This window comes from Peribacillus sp. FSL H8-0477 (genome assembly GCF_038002765.1).
Lineage (GTDB): Bacteria > Bacillota > Bacilli > Bacillales > DSM-1321 > Peribacillus.
In genome coordinates this window covers 939,591-956,653 of record NZ_JBBODE010000002.1, presented here as the reverse complement: position 1 = coordinate 956,653, position 17,063 = coordinate 939,591, and the positions used below count along the sequence as shown (strand labels likewise).

Below are 17,063 nucleotides of genomic sequence, written 5' to 3'. Positions count from 1 at the left end.
ATTCTTTTCCTCCTTTGTAAAACGACACTCATCGTTTTACTAATAACTATGACCAAAGGAGTAAGAGCTAGATTGCCCTACCGAAGTGTCATAGTGGTTACCACCGTTCATTATACCTACCTTAACTTATCTGCATCAAGCTAAATTTTCATTTTTCGGAAATCTATTTATTCATCCATCCACCATCAATTGGTATTACCGTTGCGTGCATATAGTCAGCCGCATTACTAGCTATAAATAATGTAACATTTGCAACTTCTTCTGGCATCGCCCATCTCCGCGCAGGTGTGTTATTTTCAACCCACTTAGCCATCTCGCCTGCACCTTCAAAATCTGCTGCATTCATCGGCGTTTGAATGGCACCAGGCGCTAACGCATTCACACGAATACCTTCCGTGCAATAATCATAAGAAAGTTGCTTTGTATAACCAATGACCGCATGCTTTGAAGCCGTGTAAGCTGCACCGCCGCCTCCTGAAACCAGTCCCGCAATTGAAGTCATATTGATGATGATCCCTTTTTTTCGAGCAAGCATATTTGGTAGAACTGCGTTCGTAACGATATATATACCTTTAATATTGACACTAAATATTTGATCCCATAGCGCCTCGTCGGTATCTAACGATTTAGCATAGTTGTCAAGGATACCCGCCGTATTACATAAAATGTCTATAGTTTTCTCACCAATAATATTCTTTATCAGCTCTGAGTCTGTAACACTGCCTATGTAATGCGTATAAAATTCGTGAGTAATTGTCGACTCTTGTAGATCTAATCCAATTACATGTGCACCGTTAGCTAAAAAAGCTGCCGCTTGTGCCTGACCAATGCCGGATGCAGCACCCGTAATAAAGATTGTTTTATTCTTAAACTCTTCAAATTTCATTTTGTTCTCTCCTATTTTCAAATAAAAAAGCAACTCCTAAAGATAAGAGTTGCTCTTTATTATTGTACAATTTCCCAATCCTCTGCTAATATATCGCAAATGGTTGGAGTGAATATTGTGTACCCTTCACCCGTAACATTAATAACGAGGTAAGGATTCAGCGGTGTCTCTTCAATTGTCGTTGCTGGAACATATTTCACATACAGCTCCGCCCCGCCCCAACCTTTACGTATAATTTTCTCTCCATTTTTTAAACGCGGTAAAATATCCTCAAACGGCATTCTGCATCATCCCTTATCGTTTTATTATATTATAAAGGAAAATTACTTAATTATGGGTTTTTCGGCTCAAATTAAACAGTTTTATTAGAAAGGAATGCCGTCTCAATTATCTATCGAATTGACCTTTTCCTTGAAGAAAGTCTATAATTATATTGTAATAATTTAAACAATTTAAAAGATTTTAACATAACCTGCTCTTTAAGAAGATTTAAGTAGACAGAAACTATTTTCATATGAAATGAGGCACAATTAATGGAGAATGGGGTATTAAGTGGGTTTGAAGGTTGGGCAGCCAATCCAGATCATTTAGCTATTATATTAGCACTATTGTTATTAGTGCTCATACTGGCTATAACAGTATATATTTGCAATGGTATTGCTTTAACTAGAATAGCTCGAGAACAAGGACAAAGTAAGATTGCGTGGTTTGCCTGGATCCCCATAATACTAATGGATTTCCTTTTAGGGAGATTAGCTGAAAAAGAATCTAAAGTTAAGTATCTAGCTATTATCATGTTAGTCATCTCGGCTATATCTTGGACACCGATCCCGTTCTATTTCATTATTACATACGTAGCAAACATATACGTACACTATCATATTTATAAACGGTATTCTGAAAAATATAAAATTATGATTATTGTTTATGCTTTAACCATATGTGTCACTGGTCCATTTATGCTGCTAGCTATTAGTAATAACAAAGCTAGACACAATAAACCAAGTTTATGAACATAAAAGACATTTACTACATACTTTATTTTTCTTTGCGTTGTCAATTATATGGTTGATACGATCTTTACATCATTATCATTTGATTTATACACCATCGTTTCTAACTCTCTAGGCTTATCCTTTGATCTCGTTGCTATTGACCTATTCTTTAATAAAAACAAAGAATGGAATGAACAATTTATTGTGTATTTTCATCCATGCTATTTACCTAAAAACCCCCGGAATAATTTCCGGGGGTTTTTAGGTAAATAGTGTATTATTAAACGATTTTTTGATTTGGCTCCACCTTAAATTTAGCTTTCGTTTTCCCTTTCATGCTATTTGCCATGAGTACACATATCATGCTGAAGATAAATAGGCCAAGAAAGAAGAGCCAAGCGACACGGTAGCTATCAGTGAGATCATAGATTAACCCAGAAACAATGACACCTGATGAGCCTGCTGCTACAAAGAAAACTTGTACAATCCCAAAAATGGCACCGAAATCTTTGCTTCCAAAGATATCATTTGTCATAAATGGCGGGCCTATTGTCGATATGACCACACTGAATCCAAATGCAATAGCAAATAGATAAGCGAATGCTTGTCCTTTTGCCAACAGAAGGGATATCATAGCAATCGTCATACATATTCCTACGTAGATTGCTCCTCCAGCAGTTCCGAATTTATCCAATACAGCACCTAATATTAATTTCCCCACTGTGTTTGCAAGGGAAAGGAGACCAAAAATCGTACCAGCAAAAATGGCGGGATGACCAATGTCTATTAAATAGGCGGGTATATGCATCTGTACGCCTCCTGCTACTAAAGCAAAACAAACGACACCTAATACAAAAACCCAAAACATAACGGTCTTCTTTGCTTCACCCATCGTTAAGCCGCTCTTTTCTGTCTCTATGCTCTCAGTTACCTCTATTTTATCAGCACCAAGTGGAACGAGTCCTTTTTCAGAAGGGCTTTTCTTGGCAAAAAGTAAAACAAATGGGAGTGTTAAGACAATAAGAAGAACCCCTGCTATAACATAAGCCGTTCTCCAACCATAGTTTGTGATAATTGTAGTTAGGACTGGACTAAGTACGGCAGCCCCTAATCCTGATCCAGCAAAGGCAAAACCCATCGCCTTCCCCTTTTTCTCATAAAACCAATTCGTTACCATAATGGAAATAGGGATATTTGAAAAACCGGCTACACAGATCCCAATCATAAATCCGACAATACAAAAGTATAAAGCTGAACTGGCTAATGAGTACGACATAAATCCCACTCCTGCCGCTACTACACAAATGGACATAATCAGCCTCATATTCCCTTTTGCCAGAAGTCTTCCCATGAACGGGGAAGCTACTGCCACGCCTAGACCAGAGATGGAGAGGGCAATGGAAAATGTGGTCCTGCTTATCCCTAAATCTTCAGTAACTGAAACCATAAATAAGCTGTGTAAGGAATTTATGATAGAGTATGCGGCAAACATTATAAAGAAGCCACATAAGACAACATACCAACCATAAAATACGCCTTTAGCTCCTTTTTCCATAGATAACCGCCCTTCTTCTAATCCTCTCATTTCCTTCGCAGTTTAACCGATTTCGATATAACACGTTTTCTCCCGGGTAAATTCTAAAACGGAATCCACACCGTAGCCACTCCCTTTTTGGCCGCCAAAAGGCAATTCAGGACCTACTGTCCGGTATGTATTGACCCAGACATTTCCTGATTCTAATTTACGAATCATCCGATGTGCTCGGTTTAAATTCGTCGTCCAAACTCCAGCTCCCAGTCCATAAGCAGTATCGTTGGCCATGTTAATAGCTTCCTCTTCCGTATCAAACGGGATAACGGTCGCCACTGGGCCGAATACTTCCTCCTGGCAAATTCGTAGAGAATTACTGGTCACCTTGATTAATGTAGGTTCAACCCAAAATCCTTCTGCTAAATGGGGATGATCAGGTAATAAACTCTGTCCGCCATGACGGCCGCCGATGATAATTTCTCCACCTTCTTTTTTTCCTAACTCTATATAAGAACACACCTTTTCATAATGTATCGCATTAGCTATGGGACCCATCGAACTTTCTGGATGCATAGGATCTCCTAGTTTACTATGCTCGGTAATAGCTTCTTTCATTTTCATAATCATCTTGTCAAAAATCGACCTTTGAATAAGAATTCTCGATCCACCTACACATATTTGACCTGCATTTCCTGTGAAAATCCCGTTGAGTGTAACTCCTTGTGCAGCTTTTTCAAGATCCGCGTCCTCGAATATGATGTTTGGGGATTTTCCACCCAACTCAAACGTCATCGGTTTGGGATTTCGAGCTGTAGATTGGGCAATCGCGCTAGCCGTATTTCCAGACCCAGTTAAACTCACTCTACTCACGCTAGGATGGCAGACTAGTGTATTCCCTACTTCCACTCCATCTCCTGAGACAACATTTAGTGTACCAGGTGGAAGTATTTCATTAATTAATTCACCGTACCTTAATGATGAGACAGAGGCCAGCTCTGATGGTTTTAGTATGATGGTATTCCCGGCTGCAAGCGCATAAGCTGCTTTAACTGTAAATGTAAATAGAGGGGAGTTCCACGGAAGGATCCCAACGATCACCCCAAAAGGTTCCCGTAATGTATACCCAACACTTGAAGAACCCAGTTGGACCGTATCCCCCTTACTGCCCGCTGCTGTTGCTCCTGCTGCATCATACCAATAACTTGCTAAGCTAGGAATAAGTCCATAGCTCGTTTCCCTAATTACCCACCCATTATCTCTTGTTTCTAATTCAGCTAACTCTTCTCCATGTTGAACGATTAGATCACCAATTTTTCTCAAATAATCTGCACGTACTAAAGCAGATAGCGAAGACCAGCCTTCAAACGCATTGCGAGCTGCTGCAACTGCCGATTCAGCATCTTCAATTGTACTGCTAGGAATAGTGGCCCAAACCTTTCCCGTTGATGGATCGATACTATCGATTTGTTTTCCCGAAGAAGAGTGAGTTCGATTCCCATTAATAACATTTTGATAATTCCTAATTTCATTTGCTATTTTCACTATTTATCGTCACCCTTTCATAATGGGTATCCATAACTTAAACAGGAATGATGACCGCACTTTCTTCATACCATCCTAACGCGGTTGCCGCTTGTTTATAAAATTGTTCTGTACGTCCTAAATAGTTTTCATAAAATCGAGCACGTTTTACATATAGCTGACAATCCATTTCTTCTGTAAAACCAATACCTCCATGAATTTGGATATTATCAGCGGAGATGCGGATAAAGGCATCAGTTGCAAATATTCGTGCACATGCAATTGCTTGAATACGATCAGACGCATGACTTTCTAACGCCCAGTTTGCGTAATAAGCCAATGATCTTGCTGTCTCTAAATCTGTCTTCATATCTACTATTCTGTGTTTAACAGCCTGAAATCTTCCGATAGGCTGACCAAATTGTTCCCGAATTTTTGCATACTCGGTCGCCATTTCTACTATTTTCTCCATCGCTCCAACAATGACAGTCGAAAGCGCTGCGTTGAACGAAAGTAACCCCTCTTGGAGAACATCCCACCCTTGATGAAGAGTTCCCAGTATACGATTTTTCGGAATTTTAACTTGATTAAAAGTAAGCTCCGCTAAATGACGGGTTTCATCGATATTTTTCTGGCTTTGAATGGTCAGATTTTCATCTGTTTTATCGACAATAATTAAGGATATCCCATCTGTTCCTTTGCCTGTATTGGTACGAACTAGTGTTAAAAAATGATCTGCCAACTCTGCATCAGGAACAAGCGATTTTACACCATTTACAAGTAAATAATCATTTTCTACTTTTGTTAATTGGTTGATACCAGAAGCATGATAACTTCCTTCCTGCTCCAACCATGCGAGAGAAAATGTTTTCGTTCCATTTGAAATAGAAGGTAAATACGTTTCTTTTTGTTCTTCCGAACCGAATTTTTCTAACAAGGGAACAGCTAATGCATTTGTTTCTAAATAAAGCCCGGGTAATAAAGAACGACCGTATTCTTCAAAAACAGGTATTAAATCCAGAGGACCTAATCCCATTCCTCCATGTTCTTCTGAAACATTAATACTATTACAGCCTAAATCAGCCAGTCCGCTTTGAAGAGTTTGTAAGTATGTTGTATCACCATTGATGAATTCACGAGCAGCCTTCGTTTGACCTGCACCATCTAAGTATTTTCGAACATAGCCCCTAAACATCTCTTGTTCTTGATTTAAAGAAAAATCCATTTTTCATCACCCCTATTTTAGATTTAACGTCCCATATCCTTCGGTAAACCTAGTATTCTTTCTGCAATTGTGTTCTTTTGTATTTCACTTGTCCCCCCGCCTATTGTCTGGCCGAATGAATAGAGATAATTATCTTGCCAGTATGACTGTCCTGAAATAGCATCTTCTTTCCATAGAACGCCTTGATGACCTTGTAAGGAAATTGATTGAGAAAGCAGGTCCTTTGTCAGTTCACTTACCAATAATTTATCCATGGAACCCTCTGCTCCTGGACGCCCATTTTTTAATGTCTTCGTTAAATTCCGATAATAGTTTAATAGCGAACCACGAGAACGAGTGTATAAATCTATCATTGTTTTCCGAACGAGTGGATCTTCCATTACCGGCTTATCGTCTTCTTTCAATTCTTTCGTCATTGATACAAGGTCATTGAATTGCTGCTCTAATGTAAAAACCTGTGCCCCTATACCTGTTCTCTCATGCATAAGAAGAGCGATGGAAACCTTCCACCCTTCATCCACTTCTCCAACAATATCAGCATCATAAGCAATCGCATCATTTAAATACACTTCATTAAAATCATGCTGCCCATCCATTTGAATGATAGGCTTTGTCTCTACCCCTGGTTGATTCATATCTAAAAGGAACACGGTTATTCCTTTATGCTTTTTGTCGAAATGATTTGTTCTGGCGAGTAAGAAACAGCGATCTGCAAGATGACCAAAGCTTGTCCATACCTTTTGACCATTAATAATCCATCGGTCTCCATCCTTAATTGCACTGGTTTGAATGGCAGCTAAATCTGAACCAGCATTCGGTTCGGAATATCCTTGACACCACACTTCTTCTCCTGTAAGGATTTTTTGAATGTATCTTTCTTTTTGTTCTTCCGTACCAATTTGCATAAGCGTTGGAGCCACCATGTGAAGACCTACATAGTTCACAAGAGGCGGTGCCTTAACACGGACCATTTCCTGTTGATAGACAATTTCCTCCATCAATGTGGCTTCCCGGCCGCCATATTTTTTCGGCCAAGCGATTCCTGCCCACCCGCCTTCATATAACTTCCTTTGCCAATCTCGTAAGAAAGCGGCAGATTCACCTTCTTCTTTAGAAACTTGGCTAGATCCATCTAACCAACCTTCAGGTAAATTTTGTTCAAGCCACGATCTTAATTCATGTCGGAATTCTTCTTCTTTTACTGAAAATGAAAAATCCATGGTTTCTTTCCCCCTTTTTTGGAACAAATGTAATGATCTAAACTTGAATCCATTGTGGCAAAGAACGTTCTTCCGTTAGTTCCTTCCAGATCATCTTGACCGGCAGCCCAATTCGAATATCATCCGTAGAACACTGCAGAACATTCCCAATTAATCTGACATTAGGCAATTTATCTATTTCAACTATCGCAATGATGAGTGGTAAATCATCTTGAAATCCCGGCAAAAAAGGACGATAAGATATGATATACGAATAAACTTTTCCACTTATCTCACTACCTTGGCTTTCCCAGCTGAGTTCGGTACCCCCGCATTTTGCACAACTCGGTCCTGGTGGATGTGAATATTCTTGACAACTATTACATTTTTGTAAAATTAGTTCATGACGATCTGCCCCATCCCAATATGGGCTGTTATCTTGGGTTTTTACTGGAATTGGTTTTTGATTATCCATTTCGTTCCCTCCTAATTTCTAAGAATCATAGCTCCGGCTATATCCGGACCAGCCCAGCCAGTACATATTCCTATTTCACAGTTTTCAACCTGACGATCCGTACCTTTATATTCATGACGAACTTGCCGAACAATCTCTAAAACATTATTCATTCCATGTGTATAGCCTTCTGACAACATGCCACCTGCAGTATTAGAAGGTAATTTCCCGCCCATACGCAAGTTTCCTTCCGCTACAAAGTTCCCTACTTCACCTCGTGGTGCGAATCCATAGGCCTCTAATTGTCGAAGGACCACCCAGCTATAACAATCATAAATGGAAGCAACATGAATATCTTCAGGTCCCACTCCCGCCATTTTATACACTTCAGGGGCAACATAATCCGCTGCCACTTCATCTAAGTTGTTCCAATAATGTGCATGTGACACACACTGCCTCGCAGATATCCCCATAATGTATACGGGTTTAGATTTTCCATTTTTAGCGCGCTCAGCTGAAGTGACAATAATGGCATTTGCTTCATCCGATTCCATACAGAAGTCGTGCTTATTGAACGGGAAACTCAAATATGGTGTTTTTTTATATTCTTCCATCGTTAAAGGTTTACCATAAAAATAGGCTTTAGGGTTTCTTTGGGCATGTTCATAAAAACTTGTGCAAACATGTCCAAGATGTTCCTGAGTTAATCCAGTCTCATGCATATGACGAGTGGCAAAAAGTCCGAACCATTGAGAGGGACTACCCGCTCCATAAGGAATGATAAAACTTCCCCCTTCAAAAGCATTCTGGAGCATATTTACATCCCAGCCGCCTCCGCCCATCCGTACACCCGATCGCCCATTCATCGAACGGTAAATTAAAACAGTATTTACTTGCCCTGTTTCAATTAGACCAACAGCATCTGCGATTAACATCTCCGTACTGCTGCCTCCACCCATAATATCTTTAACATATTTCGGCCGAACGCCTAAATACGTGGCTAACTGATGTGAGCTACAAGAATCATGTTCTGAATAGCTCATGAATCCATCGATATCCTTCGCTTCTAGCCCTGCGTCATTTAATGCTGCCCGTGCTGCATCCAATGCCATATGTAAGGGCGTTGTACCAGAATTCTTGGATCGTTCACTTTCCCCTACGCCAACAATGGCGTACCGATCTTTTATGCTTACCATAAAAAAGCCTCCCTTTTAGTTGCTTAAAACAATCTACTGAAATTGCAAGACTACTTGACCTGATCCCACAACATGCTCTGGTTCTTTTTCTGCAATAAGCTCCAGTTGCACAAAGCGTTTTCCTTCCTCTTCATAGACATTTTCAACGAAAGCGGAACATGTAATTTGATCTCCTGGTACAGTCATAGCACCAAATCTCATTTTAAAGTTTGTTGGTACCGCTATATCCCCTGCTAAGTTCATTACATATTCACCTAGAAAGCCCATAACCAGCATTCCGTGGGCGATTACCCCTTGCATGCCTATCTTTTTGGCGAAGTCATCATCTGTATGAAGCGGATTAAAATCTCCTGAAGCACCCGCATATTTGACTAATTGCACCTTAGTTACACTTGCCTTGGTAAGTGACGTAAGCCTTTGTCCTGCTTGTAACTCTTCATAAATAAGCATTCCTTTTCCTCCTTTCATTAGCTCTCTATTCTATTGCGAATCCGGGTTTCACTTTCATCACTTTACCTATTACACCTTTATCAACTAGTGGAGGTTTTAGCTTTTAGCGGCTTATAGATAATATTTGTACGGCTTATCACAACCAACTGATCAGCTTCATCTTTCATTTCTGTATCAAGGACCACGAACTGCATAGGCCCTTTTTTCCCGTTGCGTTCATACACATCTGAAACTTTCATCTGGCAATATAATTTATCCCCGGGTCGAATCGGGCGTTTATAGATAAATTCCTGTTCACCATGCAACATTCTTCTTTGATCGAGTTTTAAATCCAAACTTTCTCCACTATCCTGCCCTATTGCAATAGGAAAGGTGGGTGGTGCAATAATCCCTCCATACATGGTTTTTGCAGCATACTCTTCATCGACATATAATGGATTAGAATCACCAATTGCTTCTGCGAATTGACGGATATGTCTTTTTTCGACTTCAAATACAAATTGAGTTCCTGTTAACCCCTTTAAATAATCAAGTTCCATTAGCTTCTACCCCCTAACCGTGGTTTTGTCTTCTGCTTCTTTCCCAATCACAAGCATGGCATCCGCCGCTTTAATCCCATTTTCATAAACGATTAGAGGGTTTATATCCAATTCTTTGATAGTATCTTTATAATCCGTAACCAATGCGGATACTTTCAATAACACGTCTATGATTGATTCGATATGAACAGGAGCTTTCCCCCGTGCACCTTTTAGAATGGCATTCCCCTTGATTTCTTCAATCATTTCGTAAGCGTCTTTTCTCGTAAGAGGTGCAACCCTCAGTGATACATCTTTGAAAACCTCTACAAAGATTCCCCCTAGGCCGAACATGACGACAGGTCCGAAAACTGAATCATTATTCGCCCCTATGATAATTTCCACTCCTTCTGGGAGCATCTCTTGAACGGAAATCCCATTAATTGCAGCATCAGGTTTATAATTCAGTGCGTTACGAGTAATTTCACTGAATGCCAACACTACTTCTTGCTCATTTTTCAGATTCAATCGAATGGCATCTGCCTCCGTTTTATGTGGGATATCTGGTGAGTCCACTTTCAACACAACGGGGTAACCCATCATAGTTGCATAATTTGATGCTTCTTCGGCTGTCGCCGCTAAAAATCGATTTGTCGTGGGAATTTGATAGTGATCCAATATAGTGCTTGTTTCTAATTCACTCAATGTTTTTCCCGAATGCAATAATGTTTCTATATCTTGCTTCTCTATTAAGGCAGGAGTTTCAAGTTGATTTATTTCATTCAGCTCTTTATTTTTTCGATAGTATTCACTGTATTTTACTAATTTTGCTAACCCTCTGATTGGATGTAGATTACCGGGTATAACTGGAATCCCGTTTTTAACAAGCTCTGCTGTTCCTTGGGGAATCGACATGCCTACCAAAGGAAATGAGGTAATGAATATAAATTTAGTAGACTCTCTACATATCTCTATAAATTCTTTTAACAGTGGATGATCAGCACCCCAATAATTAGGAAACTCTGTAAAAATAATATTATCCACATCCGGGTCCTCAACTAGAGCTCTTAAGGGAGCGATAAATAATTCTGGATTCGATACGGAGGCAGCAGCAGTTAAATCAATTGGGTTGGAAGCGCTTGCAAAAGTAGGGATATGAAGCTTAATCTCTTCCTTAGTTTTTTCACTTAGCGGAATAATCGTCAGTCCATATGATTCACAACGGTCTGCTTCATTTATTCCCCGTCCACCAGAACTAGTGATGATAACCGTGTTTCTCCCAGTTGGTAGTTTATCGGAAAGAAAAAGTTTAGAAAAGGAGATAATATCTTCATAATCGTCGGCTCGGACAATACCTGATTGCTCAAAGAATGCGTCATATATTTTATCCGATCCAGCAAGTGAACCCGTATGAGAAGCGGCAGCTCTACTGCCGGCATTACTTCGGCCTGTCTTCATCACAATAATCGGTTTATTTTTATCCAGCGCTTCCTTAGCTAAGTTTCTTAGTTTATCTGGGTTTTTTGCTCCTTCTAAGTATCCACTGATTATCTTTATCTTTGGATCATGAACCATATATTCTACGACATCAGCAAACTCTGTTTCCATTTCATTTCCCACACTCACAAAATAATCAAAGCTAAGGTCGTTCTGGGCAGCTGCCATATACGTTAATACACCGAACGCTCCGCTTTGTGAGACATAGCCAACACCTCTTTGCCCATCTAAAGGAACGGATAATATTGCTGGAGAAAACGTTCCGATTAACCCGTTAGACAAATTGACTAAACCAACACAGTTAGGACCAATTATTCGAATACCATTTTGTCTAGCAATCTCAGTAAGTTCTTTCTGTTTTTCAATCCCTTCTGCACCCGTTTCTGAAAAACCGGCAGAAAAAATGATGGCTGCTTTAACATTCTTTTTTGCACATTCCTCTAACCCTTGCTTTACATGTTCAGCACCTAAACAAAAGATAGCCAAGTCGATATCATTCGGTACATCTGCTAAAGATGGATAACACTTTAAGCCTTCAATTTCTTTTGATTTAGGATTTATCGGATAAATTTCACCGATATATTTACCATCTAAAAGGGTTTTCACTTGTAAATTACCAATTTTAAATTTAGTGGCTGATGCTCCTAAAACGGCTACAGATCTAGGGTTAAATAGTGGTTCAAGCGTTTGATTCGATCGATTTAAAGGATAAGTTGTCATTAATTCTCCCCCATACTACGAATATATAAAGCTTTCTCGTTGCTTTTATCTTACATGCAGGGTGGAAAAGACAAGAAAATTAACTAATACTAAATTCATATAACTATTAGGAGGCAATTTTTAAAAAAATGTTAATACATCTGTTATACACCAAGGGATACAGGGAATTCTTAAAAAAATTATGTTCTCTATAACCCCGACTTTCCTTGGTGATAACCCCGACAACTGAACAAGATAAACGCTTAATTTATTTCCAGTAATAGAAAAAGGGAATCCACTTTAGCGGATTCCCAATAAAAAAGATTATATTAACTAAGATTTTCTCCATGTTTTTCTAGCCATTTCATCATTTTCGACCGAATTTTATTTGATGGGATCTTTATGCCTCTCTCAATATTACTTACGTAAGGAGCAGATATTTCTAGTTCTTCTGCTAATTGAAATAAGGTGAGATTAAGATTTTTTCTAGTAGTTCTTATTTGCTCACCTAATTGTTCATTTTTCTTTTGGTTAGTATGAATAAGTTTTGTATGAGGGTCCTCCATTTGACCCTTTTGCTTTTTCTCAATTGAACGGTACTGATCCTTAATAATCTCCGGAGGTTCTATTAATATCATTGAGTTCATCCAAATATTCGCCCAACCCTTAAATTCCGCAATAGATTCGTCCCAATTTTCATAATGCCATGACGCAATAACACCATCTTCAAGTAAACTATCCAAAGCCTTTTCGAAACGTTCTCTAGTACGTGAAGGTGTTCGGGTATTCATTTTTTCACCGATTGCTTCCAATAGAGTACTAGTTTTATTCGGCTGTAAGAACGTACCTTTCCTGGCTTGTGTCCTCCAACGCCAACTTAAATATCGTGTAAGCCGTTTCTCCCAAAGTTGTTTATATGGATTATATTGCAACGCTTTAATTGAAAGAAGGGCAACCTGCCTTCCCGAACCATTCAGAAATTTAGCGAAAACTTCATCAATTGTAAACGTTATCTTTTTGTTGCATGTCATTTTTGAAATAGAATATTCTTCCCCCATCTCATCTTTAAAAATAAAAGTTCGACCATGTAACATTGTATGAACAGGTTTACCTTTTTCATAAATGATCGTCTTATGAATGTTTATCCATATGCTTTGAATATTTGTAAGCGATTTCAAAATTTGTTCTCGCTGCTTTGCTTCATATCCACCTCTTCGGCCTTCTCCACCAAGTTTAGGTTTTAAGCCTCTAATGGAGAGTAAATCATTCAAATAGATTTCGATAACTTCTTCGTTATGCCTGGCTTTAGATAAAAAAAGACTGCAAAGTGCATCGAATACATCTACATCTGCGTCCGACAATAATGGCACTATACTCCATGCTTCCTCAAAGGCATTTTGATTACTGGTTAAAGAGTTTGTTATCGGTTTAATTTGTATAAAACCATCCGTGTTTCCTCTTAAGATAGGTGTTGATGGCCAAGGGGTCTTACCGACTTTATGAAAGTTTTTTTTATAAATGGCATCTCTGACAGATTGATACGGAGCACTATTCATCACCAGCAAGTGGTCTTGAATAGTAAAACTTGAAGAAAAATCCCTAATTCTAGTTAATAATAAATCAGTTGTTGGAAAGAAATCTTTTTTAACACACAGAAGTTCCTCTATTTCTTTAATTGAACAAGACTCTAAATTAAACTGAATGATGATTAACTTAACCCATTCTTGGACATAATCACTTGCTAGACAGATTAGCTTCGATTCAAAACCGGTATCTTTAGCAAAATGATTAGTAAGATGATGATAGAAAATTTTATTCAGTTCATCATGAGTAAGACTTTCCATTTCATCAAAACCCATGAAACCGATTATTTCTTCCAGAATCCACTCTTTTATTTGAAGTCTAAACCAACTGTAAAATTCATTCCAAACAGACTCCTTAGCCAAAAATGTTTCTTTTTTTAATTTATTTTCCATTTGATAAATCGCATCTTCAATTAATTGTTTATCATTTAAAATAGTGTCACTTTTTGAAGCTATTCTTTCATATCTACTTATAAGATAGAACACAATACTTTGCGCTATTTTTGAAATCGTTTCATTTCGTGCAGCAATCCTTAACTTAAAAAACAGTTCTTCATTTTCCTTGTATGCCTCTTCCCAAATGACAAAAGAGGTAAGCTTTGTCTTTGTAAACAGCTGAAAACTTGTCGTGCCTTTCACCATATGTAGTTTAAACGTTTTATTAAGATCATAATATTGATTGTTAGGTTCATAAATACAAAGGACCAAAAAGTTATTGATTTTATTTGACCAGGGAAAACGATCCATAGTACTCTTCGTATGGCTATATTTCTCCATTGATATGTTTATATTTTCCTGCATGAAGACCTCCTGTTTACCACTTAAAACCGATACCTACTCCTATACGATTTAAATAATGGTCTATAATTTAGTTAACAGAAAAGCATAATTATACATACCCCTATGTATTCCCTATAAATACGTTTTCTCCTTCATAACGAGCATCAATAAACTCATTTTATTCAATAAAACACTTTAACTTGTGCCTCAATTTTTTATGTTCATCGGGAAAATCTGATTGAACTCAAATTCTACTTCCTTATTAATCATAAAACGTTTCTCATCTCAACGTGTCCATTATCTTCCTAATCTATGGTACTATGATATTCAACTATTATCCAGCTCTCTTAGTGTTTTGATTTTACAATCGATGGGCTTTATTTACAGGTAGATTAATTAAATTCTTGAAGCTTATATTGAACAATGATGATAGTAGTTATATAATGCATAAATTATACATATGAGAGGTCGTTTGACTATGAAAGACATAATACTCGAGGAACTGAAAAAAATTGAAGAAGAAAACGATGTGAAAATACTTTACGCCTGTGAATCTGGAAGCCGTGCCTGGGGCTTTCCTTCAAAAGACAGCGATTATGATGTTCGATTCATTTATATCCATAAAAAAGAGTATTACCTAACGATTGACCCAGTTGGGATTGGTACCAAACGAGATGTAATTGAACGACCAATCAATGATTTACTTGATATTAGTGGATGGGATCTAACTAAAACGTTACGCCTTCTACGAAAATCAAATCCGCCTTTATTGGAATGGATGAGATCAGATATCCTTTACTATCAAGCCTTTTCAACCATTAATAAGATGAGAGCACTGGAGAAAGATACTTTCTATCCAAATGCTAGCCTCTATCACTATTTAAATATGGCTAAAAATAATTATCGAGAATATCTACAGTCCGACTTAGTAAAAATAAAAAAATACTTTTATGTGCTTCGTCCTATTCTTGCTTGTAAGTGGATTGAAAAATATAATACGATTCCACCTATCTCCTTCCACTCCCTACTAGATGACATCATTCCATCTGGTGAGCTTAGACTGGAGATTGATCAACTTCTCAAGAGAAAAATAGCCGGTGATGAAATGGATTTAGAACCAAAAATTTCGTTAATTAATGAGTTTTTAGATACAGAAATAACCAAGCTCGAAGTCTATACCAAAAGTTTAAACATACAAGTTACAGACCCCACAGAAAAATTAGATCGTTTGTTTTTAGAGACGTTAGATGAAGTTTGGGATTAATAGATACAAAAAGGGGTTGCCCCTAAAAGTCCTATTCCTGACTTTTAGGGGCAACCCCTTCTTGATACTGACGACAACGTTCTTTTCTTCATATGTTTGGTGCTTACTCACCCACCATGCCGTCATTATCGTTATCAATCATATAGGAATATAACCAATGTTCACTCGTTATGGGCATACTAAAACCGGCATCTTTTGCTTCTTTAATCGTCACTTGTCCATTACCGTTAGTATCAACACTAGAAATATCACCGTCTTTATTTGAACTAGATGGTTTTTCATTTGAACTAGGTGATTTAGAAGGTTTGCTGCCTGTTAAACCGAGTGATTCGTTTACTTCGTCAGGGTTTCCATTGTCAAAGGAATCAACGATCTTGTTGCCTCTCAACGTATAGGTATACTCATAATGTGAAGGAATCTGCGTTTCCGTATTTGGATAGGTGATAACCGACTCAAAATTAGTGGCTCCACCTGCACTGCGTATCGCATTTTCCATATAAGCTTGGTCACCATGGCGGTTAAGTGTACTATTTTGTGGGGTAATATTATATGCATTCGATACCCCACCGAGAGAATCTGCGATGGCATGTCCTTCATCTAAAACATCGCTTTCCACTCCTGGAACTTTCGCCTCATCAGAATAGTATCTTCCAGACGATGTTACAGGTTCGTTACGATCATCTTGTAAAGTAATTTCGTCAGCAATGACACGTACTAGCTGCCCGTATTCATTAGTAAATGCCCAATATTCACGGTCCCCAAAGCCAATGTCAACGACGACGTTAGGTTCACGATATCCAGACAAATCACCACCATCAACTTCAATAAGTTTGTATCCCGAGAACAGGTCATTATTTTGTTCAGTTGGTGCTTCTTCCTCAACTGGCTCATCTTCAACCGTATTGATAGTTTCTTCTATTTCGCTATTAGTTGAATTTGTTTCAACTGCGGTTACATCTTCTGAATCTGTTTCTTTATCTGTGACAGATGCATCCTCTACGTTCGTACAACCAACCATAAAGATAATCGTTAAAAGTAAGGCTAAAAAACTTGTTTTCTTTTTCATTTTTGGACTCCTTATAATTTAAAAACATTTAAGTGTATTTTATCACATATTGTTATTCTATTATTTTATTTTTCTCTGTGCACTTCATGATATAACTCTCGTACAAGTTCAAATACGCTGCAATATCATTTTCTTAGGATGAATATTCCATAGAAAAAAATACATAGCCGAACCTAATGACAGGCTCTACCATGTATTT

The 17,063-nt window shown here is 38.2% G+C and carries 15 protein-coding genes; 2 read left to right on the top strand and 13 right to left on the bottom strand.

The annotated features are described in order from the left end of the window. Positions 1 to 163: 163 nt before the first annotated feature. Together MHI18_RS16445 and MHI18_RS16440 are read right to left on the bottom strand one after the other, a co-directional pair. Positions 164 to 886 (bottom strand): 3-oxoacyl-ACP reductase, encoded by a 723-nt coding sequence (locus tag MHI18_RS16445; protein WP_340848840.1) that lies wholly within the window; start codon positions 884 to 886, stop codon positions 164 to 166. Between the two features lie 59 nt (positions 887 to 945). After that, on the bottom strand, positions 946 to 1,167 hold the full coding sequence (locus tag MHI18_RS16440) for a DUF2829 domain-containing protein (RefSeq protein ID WP_340848838.1): 222 nt from the start codon (positions 1,165 to 1,167) through the stop codon (positions 946 to 948). A gap of 252 nt (positions 1,168 to 1,419) precedes the next feature. On the opposite strand from MHI18_RS16440, the gene MHI18_RS16435 reads away from it, so the two are divergent. Continuing rightward, on the top strand, positions 1,420 to 1,899 hold the full coding sequence (locus MHI18_RS16435; RefSeq protein ID WP_340848837.1) for a hypothetical protein: 480 nt from the start codon (positions 1,420 to 1,422) through the stop codon (positions 1,897 to 1,899). Positions 1,900 to 2,161: 262 nt separating this feature from the next. On the opposite strand, the gene MHI18_RS16430 is transcribed toward MHI18_RS16435, so the two are convergent. The 10 genes from MHI18_RS16430 to MHI18_RS16385 all read right to left on the bottom strand — a co-directional run bounded on the left by MHI18_RS16430 (position 2,162) and on the right by MHI18_RS16385 (position 14,555). Further along, a complete protein-coding gene (locus tag MHI18_RS16430) occupies positions 2,162 to 3,436 on the bottom strand; it encodes an MFS transporter (protein WP_340848836.1) in 1,275 nt (424 codons plus the stop codon). 42 nt (positions 3,437 to 3,478) lie between these two features. After that, the gene (locus MHI18_RS16425; protein ID WP_340848834.1) at positions 3,479 to 4,954 is read right to left on the bottom strand and encodes an aldehyde dehydrogenase family protein; all 1,476 of its coding nucleotides are present in this window, start codon (positions 4,952 to 4,954) and stop codon (positions 3,479 to 3,481) included. A 37-nt stretch (positions 4,955 to 4,991) separates the two neighbouring features. Then, positions 4,992 to 6,158 carry an acyl-CoA dehydrogenase family protein gene (locus tag MHI18_RS16420; RefSeq protein WP_340848832.1) on the bottom strand — a complete coding sequence of 389 codons (1,167 nt, stop codon included), beginning with the start codon at positions 6,156 to 6,158 and terminating at the stop codon, positions 4,992 to 4,994. 23 nt (positions 6,159 to 6,181) lie between these two features. Then, a complete protein-coding gene (locus MHI18_RS16415) occupies positions 6,182 to 7,378 on the bottom strand; it encodes an acyl-CoA dehydrogenase family protein (protein ID WP_340848831.1) in 1,197 nt (398 codons plus the stop codon). A 37-nt stretch (positions 7,379 to 7,415) separates the two neighbouring features. Continuing rightward, the gene (locus tag MHI18_RS16410; protein ID WP_340848829.1) at positions 7,416 to 7,832 is read right to left on the bottom strand and encodes a Zn-ribbon domain-containing OB-fold protein; all 417 of its coding nucleotides are present in this window, start codon (positions 7,830 to 7,832) and stop codon (positions 7,416 to 7,418) included. An 11-nt stretch (positions 7,833 to 7,843) separates the two neighbouring features. Beyond that, a complete protein-coding gene (locus tag MHI18_RS16405) occupies positions 7,844 to 9,007 on the bottom strand; it encodes a thiolase C-terminal domain-containing protein (RefSeq protein WP_340848828.1) in 1,164 nt (387 codons plus the stop codon). Between the two features lie 33 nt (positions 9,008 to 9,040). Continuing rightward, the gene (locus tag MHI18_RS16400) at positions 9,041 to 9,457 is read right to left on the bottom strand and encodes a MaoC/PaaZ C-terminal domain-containing protein (protein WP_340848826.1); all 417 of its coding nucleotides are present in this window, start codon (positions 9,455 to 9,457) and stop codon (positions 9,041 to 9,043) included. A gap of 80 nt (positions 9,458 to 9,537) precedes the next feature. Then, positions 9,538 to 9,996, bottom strand: coding sequence for a MaoC family dehydratase N-terminal domain-containing protein (locus MHI18_RS16395; RefSeq protein ID WP_340848825.1), 459 nt, complete (start codon positions 9,994 to 9,996; stop codon positions 9,538 to 9,540). Between the two features lie 6 nt (positions 9,997 to 10,002). After that, positions 10,003 to 12,192, bottom strand: coding sequence for an acetate--CoA ligase family protein (locus tag MHI18_RS16390; RefSeq protein WP_340848823.1), 2,190 nt, complete (start codon positions 12,190 to 12,192; stop codon positions 10,003 to 10,005). Between the two features lie 308 nt (positions 12,193 to 12,500). Further along, the gene (locus MHI18_RS16385; protein WP_340848821.1) at positions 12,501 to 14,555 is read right to left on the bottom strand and encodes a helix-turn-helix domain-containing protein; all 2,055 of its coding nucleotides are present in this window, start codon (positions 14,553 to 14,555) and stop codon (positions 12,501 to 12,503) included. 457 nt (positions 14,556 to 15,012) lie between these two features. Here MHI18_RS16385 and MHI18_RS16380 point away from each other — a divergent pair, with 457 nt between their 5' ends. After that, positions 15,013 to 15,798, top strand: coding sequence for a nucleotidyltransferase domain-containing protein (locus MHI18_RS16380; protein ID WP_340848819.1), 786 nt, complete (start codon positions 15,013 to 15,015; stop codon positions 15,796 to 15,798). A 103-nt stretch (positions 15,799 to 15,901) separates the two neighbouring features. On the opposite strand, the gene MHI18_RS16375 is transcribed toward MHI18_RS16380, so the two are convergent. Further along, positions 15,902 to 16,864 carry a DNA/RNA non-specific endonuclease gene (locus MHI18_RS16375; protein WP_340848818.1) on the bottom strand — a complete coding sequence of 321 codons (963 nt, stop codon included), beginning with the start codon at positions 16,862 to 16,864 and terminating at the stop codon, positions 15,902 to 15,904. Positions 16,865 to 17,063 lie beyond the last annotated feature (199 nt).

Coding starts and splice junctions, on each gene's coding strand:
- MHI18_RS16445 (WP_340848840.1), bottom strand. CDS start 886: ATGAAATTTGAAGAGTTTAAGAATAAAACAATCTTTATTACGGGTGCT.
- MHI18_RS16440 (WP_340848838.1), bottom strand. CDS start 1,167: ATGCCGTTTGAGGATATTTTACCGCGTTTAAAAAATGGAGAGAAAATT.
- MHI18_RS16435 (WP_340848837.1), top strand. CDS start 1,420: ATGGAGAATGGGGTATTAAGTGGGTTTGAAGGTTGGGCAGCCAATCCA.
- MHI18_RS16430 (WP_340848836.1), bottom strand. CDS start 3,436: ATGGAAAAAGGAGCTAAAGGCGTATTTTATGGTTGGTATGTTGTCTTA.
- MHI18_RS16420 (WP_340848832.1), bottom strand. CDS start 6,158: ATGGATTTTTCTTTAAATCAAGAACAAGAGATGTTTAGGGGCTATGTT.
- MHI18_RS16415 (WP_340848831.1), bottom strand. CDS start 7,378: ATGGATTTTTCATTTTCAGTAAAAGAAGAAGAATTCCGACATGAATTA.
- MHI18_RS16410 (WP_340848829.1), bottom strand. CDS start 7,832: ATGGATAATCAAAAACCAATTCCAGTAAAAACCCAAGATAACAGCCCA.
- MHI18_RS16405 (WP_340848828.1), bottom strand. CDS start 9,007: ATGGTAAGCATAAAAGATCGGTACGCCATTGTTGGCGTAGGGGAAAGT.
- MHI18_RS16400 (WP_340848826.1), bottom strand. CDS start 9,457: ATGCTTATTTATGAAGAGTTACAAGCAGGACAAAGGCTTACGTCACTT.
- MHI18_RS16395 (WP_340848825.1), bottom strand. CDS start 9,996: ATGGAACTTGATTATTTAAAGGGGTTAACAGGAACTCAATTTGTATTT.
- MHI18_RS16390 (WP_340848823.1), bottom strand. CDS start 12,192: ATGACAACTTATCCTTTAAATCGATCGAATCAAACGCTTGAACCACTA.
- MHI18_RS16385 (WP_340848821.1), bottom strand. CDS start 14,555: ATGCAGGAAAATATAAACATATCAATGGAGAAATATAGCCATACGAAG.
- MHI18_RS16380 (WP_340848819.1), top strand. CDS start 15,013: ATGAAAGACATAATACTCGAGGAACTGAAAAAAATTGAAGAAGAAAAC.
- MHI18_RS16375 (WP_340848818.1), bottom strand. CDS start 16,864: ATGAAAAAGAAAACAAGTTTTTTAGCCTTACTTTTAACGATTATCTTT.